At 72.1% G+C, this 16,360-nt stretch carries 11 protein-coding genes and 1 pseudogene; 10 read left to right on the top strand and 2 right to left on the bottom strand.

The features are described 5' to 3' along the window. Positions 1 to 103: 103 nt before the first annotated feature. Positions 104 to 3,040, top strand: coding sequence for an excinuclease ABC subunit UvrA (gene uvrA / locus IE241_RS22610; RefSeq protein ID WP_229899666.1), 2,937 nt, complete (start codon positions 104 to 106; stop codon positions 3,038 to 3,040). 21 nt (positions 3,041 to 3,061) lie between these two features. On the opposite strand, the gene IE241_RS22605 is transcribed toward uvrA, so the two are convergent. Then, positions 3,062 to 3,988, bottom strand: coding sequence for a carbohydrate kinase family protein (locus IE241_RS22605; RefSeq protein WP_190023629.1), 927 nt, complete (start codon positions 3,986 to 3,988; stop codon positions 3,062 to 3,064). A gap of 150 nt (positions 3,989 to 4,138) precedes the next feature. On the opposite strand from IE241_RS22605, the gene IE241_RS22600 reads away from it, so the two are divergent. Continuing rightward, complete coding sequence (locus tag IE241_RS22600) at positions 4,139 to 4,594, top strand: QcrA and Rieske domain-containing protein (protein WP_190023628.1); 456 nt, start codon at positions 4,139 to 4,141, stop codon at positions 4,592 to 4,594. 79 nt (positions 4,595 to 4,673) lie between these two features. Here the strand turns inward: IE241_RS22600 and IE241_RS22595 are convergent, their stop codons facing one another. Then, complete coding sequence (locus tag IE241_RS22595; protein ID WP_190023627.1) at positions 4,674 to 5,621, bottom strand: hypothetical protein; 948 nt, start codon at positions 5,619 to 5,621, stop codon at positions 4,674 to 4,676. Between the two features lie 235 nt (positions 5,622 to 5,856). Here IE241_RS22595 and IE241_RS22590 point away from each other — a divergent pair, with 235 nt between their 5' ends. The 8 genes and pseudogenes from IE241_RS22590 (at position 5,857) to gap (ending at position 16,347) form a co-directional block, all read left to right on the top strand. Beyond that, complete coding sequence (locus tag IE241_RS22590; protein ID WP_190023626.1) at positions 5,857 to 6,492, top strand: papain-like cysteine protease family protein; 636 nt, start codon at positions 5,857 to 5,859, stop codon at positions 6,490 to 6,492. Positions 6,493 to 6,496: 4 nt separating this feature from the next. Further along, positions 6,497 to 7,378, top strand: coding sequence for a hypothetical protein (locus IE241_RS22585; protein WP_229899664.1), 882 nt, complete (start codon positions 6,497 to 6,499; stop codon positions 7,376 to 7,378). Between the two features lie 132 nt (positions 7,379 to 7,510). Then, on the top strand, positions 7,511 to 9,526 hold the full coding sequence (uvrC, locus tag IE241_RS22580; protein ID WP_190023625.1) for an excinuclease ABC subunit UvrC: 2,016 nt from the start codon (positions 7,511 to 7,513) through the stop codon (positions 9,524 to 9,526). A gap of 65 nt (positions 9,527 to 9,591) precedes the next feature. Next, on the top strand, positions 9,592 to 10,524 hold the full coding sequence (gene rapZ / locus IE241_RS22575) for an RNase adapter RapZ (RefSeq protein WP_190023624.1): 933 nt from the start codon (positions 9,592 to 9,594) through the stop codon (positions 10,522 to 10,524). Next, complete coding sequence (locus IE241_RS22570) at positions 10,521 to 11,573, top strand: gluconeogenesis factor YvcK family protein (protein WP_190023623.1); 1,053 nt, start codon at positions 10,521 to 10,523, stop codon at positions 11,571 to 11,573. The genes rapZ and IE241_RS22570 overlap by 4 nt, the downstream gene beginning before the upstream one ends. Then, on the top strand, positions 11,564 to 12,571 hold the full coding sequence (gene whiA / locus IE241_RS22565) for a DNA-binding protein WhiA (RefSeq protein WP_030366605.1): 1,008 nt from the start codon (positions 11,564 to 11,566) through the stop codon (positions 12,569 to 12,571). Before IE241_RS22570 ends, whiA begins: the two co-directional genes overlap by 10 nt. A 186-nt stretch (positions 12,572 to 12,757) precedes the next feature. Further along, positions 12,758 to 15,004: pseudogene (locus IE241_RS22560) on the top strand (M14 family metallopeptidase); the annotation flags it as partial. A 338-nt stretch (positions 15,005 to 15,342) separates the two neighbouring features. After that, positions 15,343 to 16,347, top strand: a complete 1,005-nt coding sequence (gene gap, locus IE241_RS22555; protein WP_190023621.1) for a type I glyceraldehyde-3-phosphate dehydrogenase — start codon at positions 15,343 to 15,345, stop codon at positions 16,345 to 16,347. Positions 16,348 to 16,360: the final 13 nt, after the last annotated feature.

Below are 16,360 nucleotides of genomic sequence, written 5' to 3'. Positions count from 1 at the left end.
CGGCGGCCCCCATACCCTGGGTCGGGGGTGCGCGCTCATCGCTCTCAAGAACCACCACTCTCAAGAACCCCCTTCTTCGTTCTCAAGAAAGGTGCCGACCGGCGTGGCTGACCGTCTCATCGTCCGTGGCGCTCGCGAGCACAACCTCAAGAACGTCTCGCTCGACCTCCCCCGCGACTCCCTCATCGTCTTCACGGGGCTCTCCGGCTCGGGCAAGTCGTCCCTCGCGTTCGACACGATCTTCGCCGAGGGGCAGCGCCGCTACGTCGAGTCGCTCTCCTCCTACGCCCGGCAGTTCCTCGGGCAGATGGACAAGCCCGATGTGGACTTCATCGAGGGCCTGTCCCCGGCCGTCTCCATCGACCAGAAGTCGACCTCGCGCAACCCGCGCTCGACGGTCGGCACGATCACCGAGGTCTACGACTACCTCCGCCTGCTCTTCGCCCGCATCGGCAAGCCGCACTGCCCCGAGTGCAGCCGCCCCATCACCCGCCAGTCGCCGCAGGCGATCGTGGACAAGGTGCTGGAGCTCCCCGAGGGCAGCCGCTTCCAGGTGCTCTCGCCGCTGGTGCGCGAGCGCAAGGGCGAGTTCGTCGACCTCTTCTCCGACCTGCAGACCAAGGGCTACAGCCGGGCCCGGGTGGACGGCGAGACGATCCAGCTCTCCGATCCGCCCAAGCTCAAGAAGCAGGAGAAGCACACCATCGAGGTGGTCATCGACCGCCTCACCGTCAAGGACAGCGCCAAGCGCCGGCTGACCGACTCGGTCGAGACCGCCCTGGGCCTGTCCGGCGGCATGGTCATCCTCGACTTCGTCGACCTCGCCGAGGACGACCCCGAGCGCGAGCGGATGTACTCCGAGCACCTCTACTGCCCCTACGACGACCTGTCGTTCGAGGAGCTGGAGCCCCGCTCGTTCTCCTTCAACTCGCCCTTCGGCGCCTGCCCGGAGTGCACCGGCATCGGCACCCGCATGGAGGTCGACCCCGAGCTGATCGTCCCGGACCCGGAGAAGTCCCTGGACGAGGGCGCGATCAGCCCCTGGTCGCACGGCCACACCAAGGACTACTTCAGCCGCCTGGTCGGCGCCCTCGCCGACGCCCTCGGCTTCCGCACGGACATCCCCTGGGCCGGGCTCCCCGCGCGGGCCAAGAAGGCCCTGCTCAATGGTCACAAGACGCAGATCGAGGTGCGCTACCGCAACCGCTACGGGCGCGAGCGCGCGTACACCACCGCGTTCGAGGGCGCGGTGCCCTTCGTCAAGCGGCGCCACTCCGAGGCCGAGAGCGACGCCAGCCGCGAGCGCTTCGAGGGCTACATGCGCGAGGTGAACTGCCCCACCTGTGAGGGCACGCGCCTGAAGCCGATCGTGCTCGCCGTCACCGTCCAGGGCCGGTCCATCGCGGAGGTCTCCGCGATGTCGATCAGCGAATGCGCCGATTTCCTGCGGGACATGACGCTCACCGGCCGCGAGAAGAAGATCGCCGAGCGGGTCCTCAAGGAGGTCAACGAGCGCCTGAAGTTCCTCGTCGACGTCGGCCTGGACTATCTCTCGCTCAACCGCGCCGCGGGCACCCTCTCCGGCGGCGAGGCCCAGCGCATCCGCCTCGCCACCCAGATCGGCTCCGGCCTCGTCGGCGTGCTCTACGTGCTGGACGAGCCCTCCATCGGCCTCCACCAGCGCGACAACCACCGCCTCATCGAGACCCTCGTCCGCCTGCGCGACATGGGCAACACCCTCATCGTCGTCGAGCACGACGAGGACACCATCAAGGTCGCCGACTGGGTCGTGGACATCGGCCCCGGCGCCGGCGAGCACGGCGGCAAGGTCGTGCACAGCGGCCCCTTGAAGGAGCTCCTGCGCAACAAGGAGTCGATGACCGGGCACTACCTCTCCGGCAAGAAGGCCATCGCCATACCGGACGCCCGCCGGCCCGTCGACCCCGAGCGCCGGATCACCGTCCGCGGCGCCCGGGAGAACAACCTGCAGGACATCGACGTCTCCTTCCCGCTCGGCGTGCTCACGGCCGTCACCGGCGTCTCCGGCTCCGGCAAGTCGACCCTGGTCAACGACATCCTGTACACGCACCTCGCCCGCGAGCTGAACGGCGCCCGGGCCGTGCCCGGCCGCCACACGCGCGTGGACGGAGACGACCTGGTCGACAAGGTCGTCCACGTCGACCAGTCGCCCATCGGCCGCACGCCCCGCTCCAACCCCGCCACGTACACCGGCGTCTTCGACCACGTCCGCAAGCTCTTCGCGGAGACGATGGAGGCCAAGGTCCGCGGCTATCTGCCCGGCCGCTTCTCCTTCAACGTCAAGGGCGGCCGCTGCGAGAACTGCTCCGGCGACGGCACCATCAAGATCGAGATGAACTTCCTGCCGGACGTGTACGTGCCGTGCGAGGTCTGCCACGGCGCGCGCTACAACCGCGAGACGCTGGAGGTGCACTACAAGGGCAAGTCCATCGCCGAGGTGCTGGACATGCCCATCGAGGAGGCGCTCTCCTTCTTCGAGGCCGTGCCCACCATCGCCCGCCATCTGCGCACGCTCCACGAGGTCGGCCTCGGCTACGTCCGCCTCGGGCAGTCCGCGCCGACGCTCTCCGGCGGCGAGGCCCAGCGCGTGAAGCTCGCCAGCGAGCTGCAGAAGCGCTCCACGGGCCGCACGGTCTACGTCCTGGACGAGCCCACGACGGGTCTGCACTTCGAGGACATCAACAAGCTGATCTCGGTGCTGGCCGGCCTGGTCGACAAGGGCAACAGCGTCATCGTCATCGAGCACAACCTCGACGTCATCAAGACCGCCGACTGGGTCGTGGACATGGGCCCCGAGGGCGGCAACGGCGGCGGCCTGGTCATCGCCGAGGGCACGCCCGAGGACGTCGCCTCGGTGCCCTCCAGCCACACCGGCAAGTTCCTGCGGGAGCTGCTGGGGGACCGCGTCAGCGACGCGCCCGCGGTCTCGGCACCGAAGGCGCGGAAGAAGACCGCGGCCAAGAAGGCGCCCGCCAAGAAGGCCGCCGCCCGGAAGGCGTGACCACGCCGCCCCCGGCGGAGGTCATGACGGCAACTCGGCGCCGTACGGCGGCTCGGCACCTGCTCGCGTGCAGGTGAGGGCCGCCGCGCGGGCCGCGAAGGACAGCGTGTCGCGCCAGGCGGGCCCGTCGAGCCGGGCGGGCTCGTCCAGCGCGCCCGGCAGCGCCGCGAGGCGGTGCAGCAGCGCCGCGTTCACCGTGTCCCCCGCACCGATGGTGTCGGTGACCTCCACGCGCGGCGCGGGCACGGCGATCCGCTCGCCCGAGCGCGTATGGACGGCGAGGCCCTCGCCGCCGTGCGTGACCACCACCGCGGCCGGGCCCGCCGCCAGCCACTCCTCCGGGGAGCCGCCCAGCCAGCGGGCGTCCTCGGCGGAGAGCTTCAGCACCGACACGTACGGCAGCCAGGAGCGGAAGCGGGCCCGGTAGGCGTCCGCGCCGGGAATCAGCCCCGGGCGGATGTTCGGGTCGAGGAGGGTGAAGACGCCCCGCTCCGCCTCGCGCCGCAGCAGCGCCTCGTAGGCGCTCGCCCCCGGCTCCAGCACCAGCGAGCACGTGCCCAGGCACAGCGCCTGCGCCGCCCCCGGCAGCGGTCCGGGCAGCTCGAAGAGCCGGTCGGCGGTGCCCTGCGCGTAGAAGCCGTAGCCTGCGGAGCCGTCATCGCCGATGTCGGCCACCGCCAGCGTCGTCGGCTCGGGCCCCCGCTGCACCAGCGAGGTGTCCACTCCCGCGGCCCGCAGGCCGGCCAGCAGCGCCTCCCCGAAGCCGTCCGTGGAGACCCGTGAGCAGAACGCGGCCGGCGTCCCCAGCCTCCCCAGCGCGACGGCGGTGTTGTACGGGCCGCCGCCGCGCCGCGGCAGCAGGGCCGGCAGGTCGCCGGCGGGGTCCCCGCCCTGCGCCTTGCCGGCCGGTACGAGGTCGATCAGGGCTTCTCCGGCTACGACGATCACGAAGCGGCTCCTCTCCGGACGTGGCTGTGGCTGTGGCTCCTGCGGGTTCAGCCTGCCAGGCGCCGGGGCGCTCCGGGGCGCCGGGTAAGGTCGACGGTCGGCAGTTCCCGAGTTCCCCAGTTCACCGTGAGTCCAGCGCTGGAGCCCCCCATGACCACCCCCTCGTGCCCGCAGAGCAGCCCCGCCGAGCCCCCTTGCGCGTCGCGGCGCACCGTGCTCCGGGGTGCCGCGCTCGCGGGCGTCGCCGGGCTGGGCGCCGCCGCCTGCGACGGCAAGACGGGCCCCAAGGCGTCCGCCACGCCCACGGCGCCGGTGGACCTCGGCGCGGCGGACGGCGTGCCCGTCGGCCAGGCGAAGCTCTTCCGGGAGGAGCGGCTGATCGTCACGCAGACCGCTCCGGGCGAGTACAAGGCCTTCAGCGCGGTGTGCACGCACGCGGGCTGCGTGGCCGACAAGGTCGAGAACGGCAAGGTCCGCTGCCCCTGCCACGGCAGCGAGTTCGACGCGAACACCGGCAAGGTCCTCCAGGGCCCGGCCGCCGACCCGCTGCCGTCCGTACCGGTCAGGGCGGCCGCCGGCAAGCTGATCGCGGGCCCCGAGGCGTGACGCCCGCCCGGCGGGTCACCTGACGTCCTTCCGACGTCCTTCCGACGTCCTTCTGACGCCCCTGGCGTCCCTGACGTCCTTACGACCAGTCCCAGGCGATCCCCACGATCCCCGGCCGCACCGTCTGCTCCACCAGGTGCACCATGCGGTGGCGCCCCGCGAGCGTCAGCTCCTGCTGCCCGCCGCGGGGCGCGCCCGCGGAGCTGCGGGTGAAGCGCAGGCAGTGCGCGGGAAGCTCGGCGGCGTCGAAGCGCACCTGCAGCACGTACTGCCCGCCGGCGAAGCTGAAGCCGCGCACGTACTCGGTGCTGGGCCCCGCGGTGCCGTCCTCGAAGCCGTAGCCGAAGACGTACGTGTCCCCGGCCCGCAGCCGGGTGTCGAAGAGCAGCTCGGCGACGAGCACGCCGGCCGCCGTGTGCCACCGCACCCGGCCGACCCGGCAGTTCTCGGTCGCCCGCACGGTCACCCGGCCGGGGTCGCAGCCCTCGTCCCCGTGGTGGATGGCGAGGTAGCGGTCCACGCCGTCGCGGTGGGCGCGCACGACGTGGTGGGAGTCGCGCCCCTGCAGCTCCCGCCCGGCCCCTATGCGGACCCGCTCCAGGTGGCAGACGGTGTGCAGACCGCCGTCGGAGGGGGAGCCCAGGTCGGCGATGAGCCGTTCCAGGGCGCGGGACTCCTCGACCAGGGAACGGTAGGAGCGCGCGGCGGGCCGCTCGGTGCCGGTGAGCGGGGAGGCCGGCTCCAGGAGCCGGGTCAGGGAGTGGGCGGGCAGCTCCAGGACGTCCTCCAGCACCCGCACCGCCCTGAGAGACTCCGGTCGCTGCGGCCGGCGCGCGCCCTGCTGCCAGTAGCTGAGGCTGGTCACGCCGACGTGCACGCCGCGCTGCGCGAGCCGGTGCTGCACCCGGTGCAGCGCCAGGCCCCGTACGCCCAGCGCGGTCCGCAGGGCCACGTGGAAGGGCCCGGTGCGCAGGGCGCGGGCCAGTTCGGCCTCCGTCGCGTCGCCGGCCGCCCGTCTCGGTGTCATCGTTCCCACCCCTGCGCCTCTGTGAATATTCACCGGCGGTGAATGCGGCGGGGGCCGCCGGACCGCTGTGATCCTCATGGCCGGGCGACGGGCGTTCACATCCGGTACGCCTCGTTCACACCGCCGGCTCACCGAGCATTGAAGCCGGTTGACCATTCACTGACAACTCCCTGATGCTCCTGACCAGCGTCCGGACGCGCCTCCATCACCACCCCCCGCCTCGGGAGGAACGTCCATGTCCCGTGCATCGGCACAACTGAACAAGCCCGGAAGGGCCCGCATACGCGGCAGACGGCTGTCCACCGCAGCCGCCGTGGCCGCCGCCTTGCTGCTCGCCGTCCCCACCACGGCGTCCGCGGCGACGGCCGGCGGCAACCAGCAGTCCCTGCAGGCCTCGAAGAGGCTCGACATCACCATGCAGGCCCAGCAGAAGAGCAATTGGTGCTGGGCCGCCTCCGGCAACACCATCGCCACCTGGTTCGGGCGCAACTACACCCAGAACCAGTTCTGCAACGCGGCCTTCCGCCGCCAGATGGGCTCGGAGTGCCCCAACAACCAGGCCACGCTGGGCAATGTGCAGACCGCCTTCCAGTGGGCGGGCATCAACCCCGGTTCGTACGTGACCGGGTGGCTGCGCTACCCCACCGTCCAGAACGAGGTCAGCGCCGACCGGCCCATCGAGACGCGCATCCAGTGGTCCTCCGGCGGCGGCCACATGCACGTCATCTACGGCTACGACGACGCGAACCAGTTCGTGTACTGGGGCGACCCCTGGCCCTCCAGCAACCGCTACAACTGGGCGTCCCACAGCTGGTACGTGAACAACAACAACTTCTCCTGGACCCACTCGCTCTACCGGATCGGGGCGTGACGTCATGACCGACCGGATGAACGACCGTATGCACCGGCAGCAGCACGTCCGGAGGAACGCGGCCCGTGCGGCGGCCGCCGGCGCGTTGACCACCGCCCTCCTGGGCCTCGCCCCCCTCGCGCACGCCGCCGCCCCGGCGCCTCCCGCGGCCCCCACCGCCGCCGGAGTCTCCGCCGCGCACGAGGCGGCCGCCTCCTCCTCGACCCTCGGGACGCTGTCCCGCTTCTTCGCCCGCGACGGTGCGGTCGCCGCGGCGAAGGCGGAGCCGAGGATCGAGGGCGCGACCGTGCCCGTCTACACGCTCTCCCCGGAGTTCGTGGCGGGCAAGGACGGCGCCCCCGTCGCCACGCTCGACTTCCTCGCCAGCAAGGCGGTCTCGTCCGACGGGCAGAAGGCGTCGGTGTGGACGGTGCGCACCGGCGACGACTGGAAGGTCGTCAACATCGCCACCGGTGACGACGAGACGCGCTACGCCGCCGAGGGGGCGCAGAAGCTCGGCGGGGGCACCGTCTTCCGTGAGCCGCAGATCGACGCCTGGTACGTCCAGCGCGGCGACAAGGTCCTGCCGCTGGACGCCGACGCCGTCCGCGCCGTCGGTGCGCAGGGCACTACGCTCGACGGCTACCGCGCCCGCGTCCACAAGGCGTACGGCGACAAGCTGCCCGGCTCCGCGTACGCGAAGAAGGGCCAGGCGGGCGGCTACGGAACGGAGCAGACCGGGGCCGCGGACCAGGCCGCCGGGCAAGCTGCGGAGCAACAGGCGGCCCCCGCGCCGCAGGACGCCTCCGGCCCCCTGAGCACCACCTCCGCCGCGGCGGCCGGCAGTGCGGCCCTGCTCCTCGGCGCGGGTGCGGTGGCGGCGCGCCGGCGGCTCCGGCGCCGCTGACCGCCCCCGGAGCCGGTCTCCGGCCGGCTCCGTTCCCGGCTCCGTCCCCGGCGGCCACCCCCCGCCGGGGCCGGAGCCGGTCCCTCCGCAGGCGGACGCGGATTGTCACTGCCCGCAAGTAGGGTGTGTGACATGGCCGACCCCAGCAGCTACCGACCCAAGCCGGGACAGATCCCCGACTCGCCGGGGGTCTACAGATTCCGTGACGAGCACGGCCGGGTGATCTACGTAGGGAAGGCGAAGAGCCTGCGCCAGCGGCTCTCCTCGTACTTCCAGGACCTCGCCGGTCTGCACCCGCGCACCCGCACGATGGTGACCACGGCCGCCTCCGTCGAGTGGACGGTGGTCTCCACCGAGGTCGAGGCGCTGCAGCTGGAGTACTCCTGGATCAAGGAGTACGACCCCCGTTTCAACGTCAAGTACCGCGATGACAAGAGCTATCCCTCCCTCGCCGTCACCATGGGCGAGGAGTTCCCGCGCGTCCAGGTCATGCGCGGCCCCAAGAAGAAGGGCGTGCGCTACTTCGGCCCGTACGCCCACGCCTGGGCCATCCGCGAGACGGTCGACCTGATGCTGCGCGTCTTCCCCGTGCGCACCTGCTCCGCCGGGGTGTTCAAGCGCTCCGCCCAGATCGGCCGCCCCTGCCTGCTGGGGTACATCGGCAAGTGCTCCGCCCCTTGCGTCGGCCGCGTCAGCGCCGAGGAGCACCGCGAACTGGCCGAGGAGTTCTGCGACTTCATGGCCGGCCGCACCGGTGCGTACCTGCGCCGCCTGGAGCAGCGGATGCACGAGGCCGCCGAGGAGATGGAGTACGAGAAGGCCGGCCGCCTGCGCGATGACATAGAGGCCCTCCGCCGGGCCCTGGAGAAGAACGCCGTCGTCCTCGCCGACGCCACCGACGCCGACCTGATCGCCGTCGCCGAGGACGAGCTGGAGGCCGCGGTGCAGATCTTCCACGTGCGCGGCGGCCGGGTGCGCGGCCAGCGCGGCTGGGTGACCGACAAGGTGGAGGCCGTCGATACGGCCGGTCTCGTCGAGCACGCCCTGCAGCAGCTCTACGGGGAGGAGCGCGGCGACGCCGTGCCCAAGGAGGTCCTGGTCCCGGCCCTGCCGGAGCCGGTCGAGCCCGTCGCCCAGTGGCTGGGCGAGCGCCGCGGCTCCCGGGTCGACCTGCGCATCCCCCAGCGCGGCGACAAGAAGGACCTGATGGCGACGGTCCAGCGCAATGCCCAGCAGGCCCTCGTCCTGCACAAGACCAAGCGCGCCTCCGACCTCACCACCCGCTCCCGGGCGCTGGAGGAGATCGCCGAGGCCCTGGAGCTGGATTCCGCGCCGCTGCGCATCGAGTGCTTCGACATCTCCCACCTCCAGGGCCAGGACGTGGTGGCGTCGATGGTCGTCTTCGAGGACGGCCTGGCCCGCAAGAGCGAGTACCGCCGCTTCCAGATCAAATCCTTCGAAGGCCAGGACGACGTCCGGTCGATGCACGAGGTGATCGGACGGCGCTTCCGCCGCTATCTGCAGGAGCAGCAGAAGGCGGGGGAGTGGTCCGAGGAGAACGCCGTCGAGGCCACGGAGGAGGAGAACGGCCGCCCCGAGGAGCCCGGCGCGGCGGACGCCCGCACCGAGGACGGCCGCCCCAAGCGCTTCGCCTATCCTCCGCAGCTGGTCGTCGTCGACGGCGGGCAGCCCCAGGTGGCCGCCGCCCGCCGGGCGCTCGACGAGCTCGGCGTCGAGGACGTGGCCGTCTGCGGCCTGGCCAAGCGGCTGGAGGAGGTCTGGCTGCCCGGCGAGGACGACCCCGTCGTGCTGCCGCGCACCAGCGAGGGCCTCTACCTCCTGCAGCGCGTGCGGGACGAGGCCCACCGCTTCGCCATCGCCTACCAGCGCAGCAAGCGCACGAAGACGCTGAAGGCCGGGCCGCTCGACGAGGTCCCGGGCCTCGGCGAGACCCGTAAGAAGGCGCTCCTGAAGCACTTCGGCTCGGTCAAGCGGCTGCGCGCCGCCACGGTCGAGCAGATCTGCGAGACGCCGGGCATCGGCCGCAAGACCGCCGAGACGATCGCCGCCGCGCTCGCGGCGGCCGCCCCGCCCGCCCCCGCCGTGAACACGGCAACGGGCGAGATCATGGAAGAGGCGGGGGAATGATGGGGCACGCAGTATGGAAGACGGGGCCGCGCCCGCGGCGCCGTCAGTGAGACGGGGGTAGCAGTATGACCGGGACCGATCGAGACGGAGCACAGGTGAGTACGGGCACGACGGCGGATGCGACCGGCGAGGGCGCGGCCATCCCCGAACTGGTGATCATCTCCGGCATGTCTGGGGCGGGCCGCAGCACCGCCGCCAAGTGCCTGGAGGACCTCGGCTGGTTCGTCGTGGACAACCTGCCGCCCGCCCTGATCCCCACCATGGTGGACCTCGGCGCCCGCTCCCAGGGCAACGTGGCCCGGATCGCCGTGGTCGTGGACGTGCGCGGCCGGCGCTTCTTCGACAACCTCCGCGAGTCCCTGGCCGACCTGGCCGCCAAGAAGGTCAAGCGGCGCGTGATCTTCCTGGAGGCGTCCGACGACGCCCTGGTGCGCCGCTTCGAGTCCGTGCGCCGCCCGCACCCCCTCCAGGGCTCCGGGCGCATCGTCGACGGCATCGCCGCCGAGCGCGACCTGCTGCGCGAGCTGCGCGGTGACGCCGATCTGGTGATCGACACCTCCAGCCTCAACGTCCACGAGCTGCGCGCCAAGATGGACGCCCAGTTCGCCGGCGAGGAGGAGCCGGAGCTGCGGGCCACCGTCATGTCCTTCGGCTACAAGTACGGCCTGCCCGTCGACGCCGACCTCGTGGTGGACTGCCGCTTCCTGCCCAACCCCCACTGGGTGCCGGAGCTGCGCCCCTTCACGGGCCTCAACGAGGAGGTCTCGGGCTATGTCTTCAACCAGCCCGGCGCCAAGGAGTTCCTCGACCGCTACACCGAGCTCCTGCAGCTCATCGCCGCGGGCTACCGCCGCGAGGGCAAGCGCTACGTGACCATCGCGGTCGGCTGCACCGGCGGCAAGCACCGCTCCGTCGCCATGTCCGAGAAGCTCGCCCACCGCCTGGCCTCCGAGGGTGTGGAGACCGTCGTCGTCCACCGGGACATGGGGCGGGAGTGACCGGCCGCACGTCCCGGCTCCGCCGGGTGCGCCGCCTCGTCCCCGGCCGGGCCACCCGGGGGCCCGAGGGCCGTGCCAGGCGCGGCGCCCAGCCCAAGGTCGTCGCCCTCGGCGGCGGCCACGGCCTGTCCGCCTCGCTCACCGCCCTGCGCCGGATCACCGGCGACCTCACCGCCGTCGTGACCGTCGCCGACGACGGCGGCTCCAGCGGCCGCCTCCGCGACGAGCTGGGCGTGCTGCCCCCCGGCGACCTGCGCAAGGCCCTCGCGGCCCTGTGCGGCGACGACGACTGGGGCCAGACCTGGGCCCGGGTGATCAAGCACCGCTTCACCAGCGAGGGCGATCTGCACGACCACGCCGTCGGCAATCTGCTGATCGTCGCCCTCTGGGAGCAGCTCGGCGATCCCGTCCAGGCCCTCGACCTGGTGGGCAAGCTGCTGGGCGCGCACGGCCGGGTGCTGCCCATGTCCGCCGTGCCGCTGGAGCTGCAGGCCCTCGTCCGCGGGCACGACCCCGCCGAGCCCGACGCCCTCAGCACCGTCCGCGGCCAGGCCACGGTGGCGCTGACCCCGGGCGAGGTGCAGTCCGTGCACGTCGTGCCGGAGGATCCGCCCGCCGTGCCCGAGGCCGTCGCCGCCGTCCTGGATGCGGACTGGGTGGTGCTCGGCCCGGGCTCCTGGTTCTCCTCCGTCATCCCGCACCTGCTCGTCCCCGAGCTGCTGGAAGCACTGCAGGAGACCAAGGCCCGCCGGGTGCTGTCGTTGAATCTCGCACCACAACCGGGTGAAACCGATGGCTTCTCCCCGCAGCGTCATTTGGAGGTTTTGGCCCGACACGCCCCTAAACTCGCCCTGGACGTGGTGCTGGCCGACGAGGCCGCCGTGCCCGACCGCGAGAGCCTCACCGATGCCGCGAAGCGGCTCGGGGCCGCGGTCGAGCTGGCGCCGGTCGCCGCGCCCGACGGCTCCCCGACCCATGACCCGGAGCTGTTGGCCGCCGCGTACGACCGTATTTTTCGGATGCATGGAAGGATCGGCCCATGGCGATGACGGCAGCGGTGAAGGATGAAATCTCCCGGCTCCCCGTCACCCGCACCTGCTGCCGGAAAGCGGAGGTCTCGGCGATCCTGCGGTTCGCGGGCGGTCTGCACCTGGTCAGCGGGCGCATCGTGATCGAGGCGGAGCTGGATACCGGGATCGCCGCCCGGCGGCTGCGCAAGGACATCCTGGAGATCTTCGGGCACGCCTCCGACCTGGTGGTGATGGCCCCCGGCGGGCTGCGCCGCGGCAGCCGCTACGTGGTGCGGGTGGTGGCGGGCGGTGACCAGCTGGCGCGCCAGACCGGCCTGGTCGACGGCCGCGGCCGGCCGATCCGCGGGCTGCCCCCGCAGGTCGTCTCCGGTGCCACCTGCGATGCGGAGGCCGCCTGGCGGGGTGCCTTCCTCGCCCATGGCTCGCTCACCGAGCCCGGCCGCTCCTCCTCCCTGGAGGTGACCTGCCCCGGGCCCGAGGCCGCGCTCGCGCTGGTCGGCGCCGCCCGCCGGCTGCAGATCGCGGCCAAGGCGCGCGAGGTGCGCGGCGTCGACCGCGTGGTCGTGCGCGACGGCGATGCGATCGGTGCCCTGCTGACCCGCCTGGGTGCGCACGAATCGGTGCTGGCCTGGGAGGAGCGCCGGATGCGCCGCGAGGTGCGGGCCACGGCCAACCGCCTCGCCAATTTCGACGATGCCAACCTGCGCCGCTCGGCCCGGGCCGCCGTCGCCGCGGGCGCCCGCGTGCAGCGTGCCCTGGAGATCCTCGGCGAGGAGGTGCCCGAGCACCTCGCCGCCGCCGGCCGGCTGCGCATGGAGCACAAGCAGGCCTCCCTGGAGGAGCTCGGCGCCCTGGCCGACCCGCCGCTGACCAAGGACGCCGTCGCCGGCCGGATCCGGCGCCTGCTCGCCATGGCCGACAAGCGCGCCCAGGACCTCGGCATCCCGGGTACGGAGTCCAACCTCTCCGACCTTTCGGACCTCTCGGAGGAGATGGCGGAGGGCATGGCGGGCTGACGCCCCGCACGCGCCGACGCCCGGCACGGCCCCGCCCGCCGGCGCCGTCCCGCACCCCGGCACATCGAGTCACCCCGCGCCGTGCAGGGCGCCGGAGTGGCTCTTTCTGCATCGTTGACATGATCATGCAGGGTCTCCAGTCTGGCGTCCGTGTACGGACGTGGCAGACAACAGCAAGGGGGGCTCATGAGACGCAGGACGAGATCGGTCCTCGCGGCGGCTTCGCTGCTCTTCGGCGGACTGGCCGCGGCACCCTTCGCCCACGCACAACCCGGCGCCGCGACGGCGGCGCGGGACGACGGCGGCGCACCGGCCGTCTGGACCGCCGAGATCACCGCCGCCCAGGTGCCGCTGCTCCTCGCAGCCGGCGTCGACGGCCACGAGCTGGCCGAGCGGCCGTCCGGGGCCAAGGCCGCCTCGGTCGAGCTCTACCTGACCGGCGAGCAGGCCCGCGAGCTGCGCGGCCGGGGAGTCGGCCTCACCGAGAAGCGGATCCCGCAGCGCACCAAGGAGCGCCTCAAGGCCGCGGGCGACGGCGTCTTCCGCCCGTACAGCGGCAAGAACGGCCTCCGGCAGGAGCTCCTGGACACGGCGAAGGCCCACCCCGGCCTGACCAAGGTCGTGAGCATCGGCAAGACCGTCCGCGGCCAGGACATCCTCGCCCTGAAGCTCAGCAAGGACGCCCGCACCGCACCCGACGGCCGCAAGCCCGCCGTGCTGTACATGTCCAACCAGCACGCCCGGGAGTGGATCACGCCGGAGATGACCCGGCGGCTGCTCCACCACTACCTCGACTCCTACGGCAAGGACGCCCGCGTCACCGACGTCGTGGACCGCGCCGAACTGTGGTTCGTCCTGTCCGCCAACCCCGACGGCTACGACTACACCTTCCAGAGCCCGGACACCCGCCTGTGGCGCAAGAACCTGCGCGACAACAACGGCGACGGGAAGATCACCCCGGGCGACGGCGTCGACCTCAACCGCAACTTCCCCTTCAAGTGGGGCTACGACAACGAGGGTTCCTCACCCCGCCCGGGCTCCGAGACCTACCGCGGCCCGGCCCCCGGCTCCGAGCCGGAGACGAAGGCGCTCGACGCCTTCGAGAAGGCGCACCGCTTCAGCTACGCCGTCAACTACCACTCGGCCGCCGAACTGCTGCTCTACGGCGTCGGCTGGCAGGTGGCCACCCCCACCCCGGACGACGTCCTCTACAAGGCGCTGGCCGGCACGCCGGAGAACTCCGCCATCCCCGGCTACCACCCGCAGGTCTCCTCCGAGCTCTACACGACCAACGGCGAGGCCGACGGGCACGCGGCGAACGTCAACGGAACGATGATGTTCACCCCTGAGATGTCGACCTGCCGGACGGCGTCCGAGGCCGACCCGAAGGACCGCTGGAACCCGGACGACTGCCCGTCGTCCTTCAGCTTCCCCGACGACGAGAAGCTGATCCGGCAGGAGTTCGAGAAGAACATCCCCTTCGCGCTGTCCGTCGCCGAGACCGCCGTCAACCGCGAGGGCGCCGACCGGCCCCGCTCGGCCGTGGGCCTCACCGCCCCCGACTTCACCCCGGACGCCTTCACCACCTCCTACGCGCTCGGCGACGAGCAGGAGGTCTCCGTCACCGCCCGCAAGAGCCTGCGCGAGCTGCGCCTGAACTACCGCATCGACGGCGGGCGTACGCACACCGCCCCGCTGGAGGCCTGGAAGGGCGGCGACCGCTACGGCGGCAAGGACAGCATCCGCTTCGCCGAGTACCGCGCCTACGTCGAGGGCGCCGAGCCCGGCTCCTCCGTCCGGGTCTGGTACACCGGCCGCACCCACGACGGCAGGGACACCGCCAGCGAACCCTTCACCTACACCGTGGCGCACCGCCCCGAGGCCGACACCCTGGTGATCGCCGACGAGGGCGGGACCGCCGCCGCCCGGCACACCGCCGCGTACACCGAGGCCCTGGCCGCCTCCGCCCGTGACGCCGCCGTCTGGGACGTGGCCACCCAGGGCGCGCCGCACGCCCTCGGCGTGCTCGGCCACTTCAAGAGCGTCGTCTGGTACTCCGGCGCCAACCGGCCCGGCGGGGCCACGCTGCTGGCCGTGCGGGACTTCGTCAACGAGGGCGGCAAGCTCGTCGCCGCGGGCAGGCAGGCAGGCGGCTACGGCGTCGTCGGCCCCGGCGAGACGAACGATTTCAGCCAGTACTACCTGGGCGCGGGCAGCCGCCAGTCGCACACCGCCCCGGCACGCTTCACCGGCACCGGCGCGCTGGCCGGCGTCAGCGTCCGCCTCGGCGACGCCCCCGGCGACAAGCTGGACGCCGCGGGCTCGTACACCGCCGTCTCCGACGAACTGCCGCCCGCCGGCTTCCCGCAGTTCCGCAGCGCAGCCGCGGGCGACTATGCGGCGGCCGGTCCGGCGGCCGGTCCGGCGGCGGGGAACCCGAACGGCGCAACGGGCGGCCGCTGCACCGCACCCGGCGTCACGCTCCGTGACGGCACTTGCGCGGCGCAGGCCGGCGCGCACCGGGCGGCGGCCGTCTCCACCGCCGCCACGGTGCTCCTGGGCTTCGGTCTCCAGCACGTCCCGGACCCCGCCGAACGGTCCGCGCTCATTAGTGCAGCCCTGCGCTCTGTCAAGGGGTGAAGCCGCTCTGAGGGCCCAGTGACGCCAATGTCACGTCCCCACCTTCTTAGAGGTAGGGTCGGTGTTGGTCGGGGACATCCCAATACAGCCCGCCGGCGGACAGCCCGGCACACCAACGAGGAGATCGGTTCGTGACGATCCGCGTAGGCATCAACGGCTTTGGCCGTATCGGTCGTAACTACTTCCGCGCGCTCCTGGAGCAGGGTGCGGACATTCAGGTAGTCGGTGTCAACGACCTGACCGACAACGCCACCCTGGTGCACCTGCTGAAGTACGACAGCATCCTCGGTCGCCTCAAGCACGAGGTCAGCCACACCGACGACACGATCACTGTCGGCGACATGACCTTCAAGACGATGGCCGAGCGCGACCCGGCGAACCTGCCCTGGGGCGAGCTGGGCGCCGACATCGTCATCGAGTCCACCGGCATCTTCACCAAGCGCGAGGACGCCGCCAAGCACCTCGCCGCCGGCGCGAAGAAGGTCCTCATCTCGGCTCCGGCCAAGAACGAGGACATCACCATCGTGATGGGCGTCAACCAGGACAAGTACGACGCGGCCAACCACCACGTCATCTCCAACGCCTCCTGCACCACCAACTGCGTGGCGCCGATGGCCAAGGTTCTCGACGAGACCTTCGGCATCGTCAAGGGCATGATGACGACGGTCCACGCGTACACCAACGACCAGCGCATCCTGGACTTCCCGCACTCCGACCTGCGTCGCGCCCGCGCCGCCGCGGAGAACATCATCCCGACCTCGACGGGTGCCGCCAAGGCCACCGCCCTGGTCCTCCCGCAGCTCAAGGGCAAGCTGGACGGCATCGCCATGCGCGTCCCGGTCCCGACCGGCTCGGTCACCGACCTCGTCCTGGAGCTCGACCGCGAGACCACCAAGGAAGAGATCAACGCCGCCTTCCAGAAGGCCGCCGAGGGTCAGCTCAAGGGCATCCTCGAGTACACCGAGGACCCGATCGTCTCCTCGGACATCGTCAACTGGCCGGCCTCCTGCACCTTCGACTCGCAGCTGACGATGGTCCAGGGCAAGCAGGTCAAGGTCGTCGGCTGGTACGACAACGAGTGGGGCTACTCCAACCGCCTGGTGGACCTGACCGTCTTCGTCGGCGGCCAGCTCTGATCTCTCTGCCCGC

It is taken from the genome of Streptomyces hiroshimensis (assembly GCF_014650335.1).
In the GTDB taxonomy this organism is placed as follows: Bacteria; Actinomycetota; Actinomycetes; order Streptomycetales; family Streptomycetaceae; genus Streptomyces; species Streptomyces hiroshimensis.
Note: the sequence above shows the minus strand (reverse complement) of the source record. Positions and strands in the feature narration are given on the sequence as shown.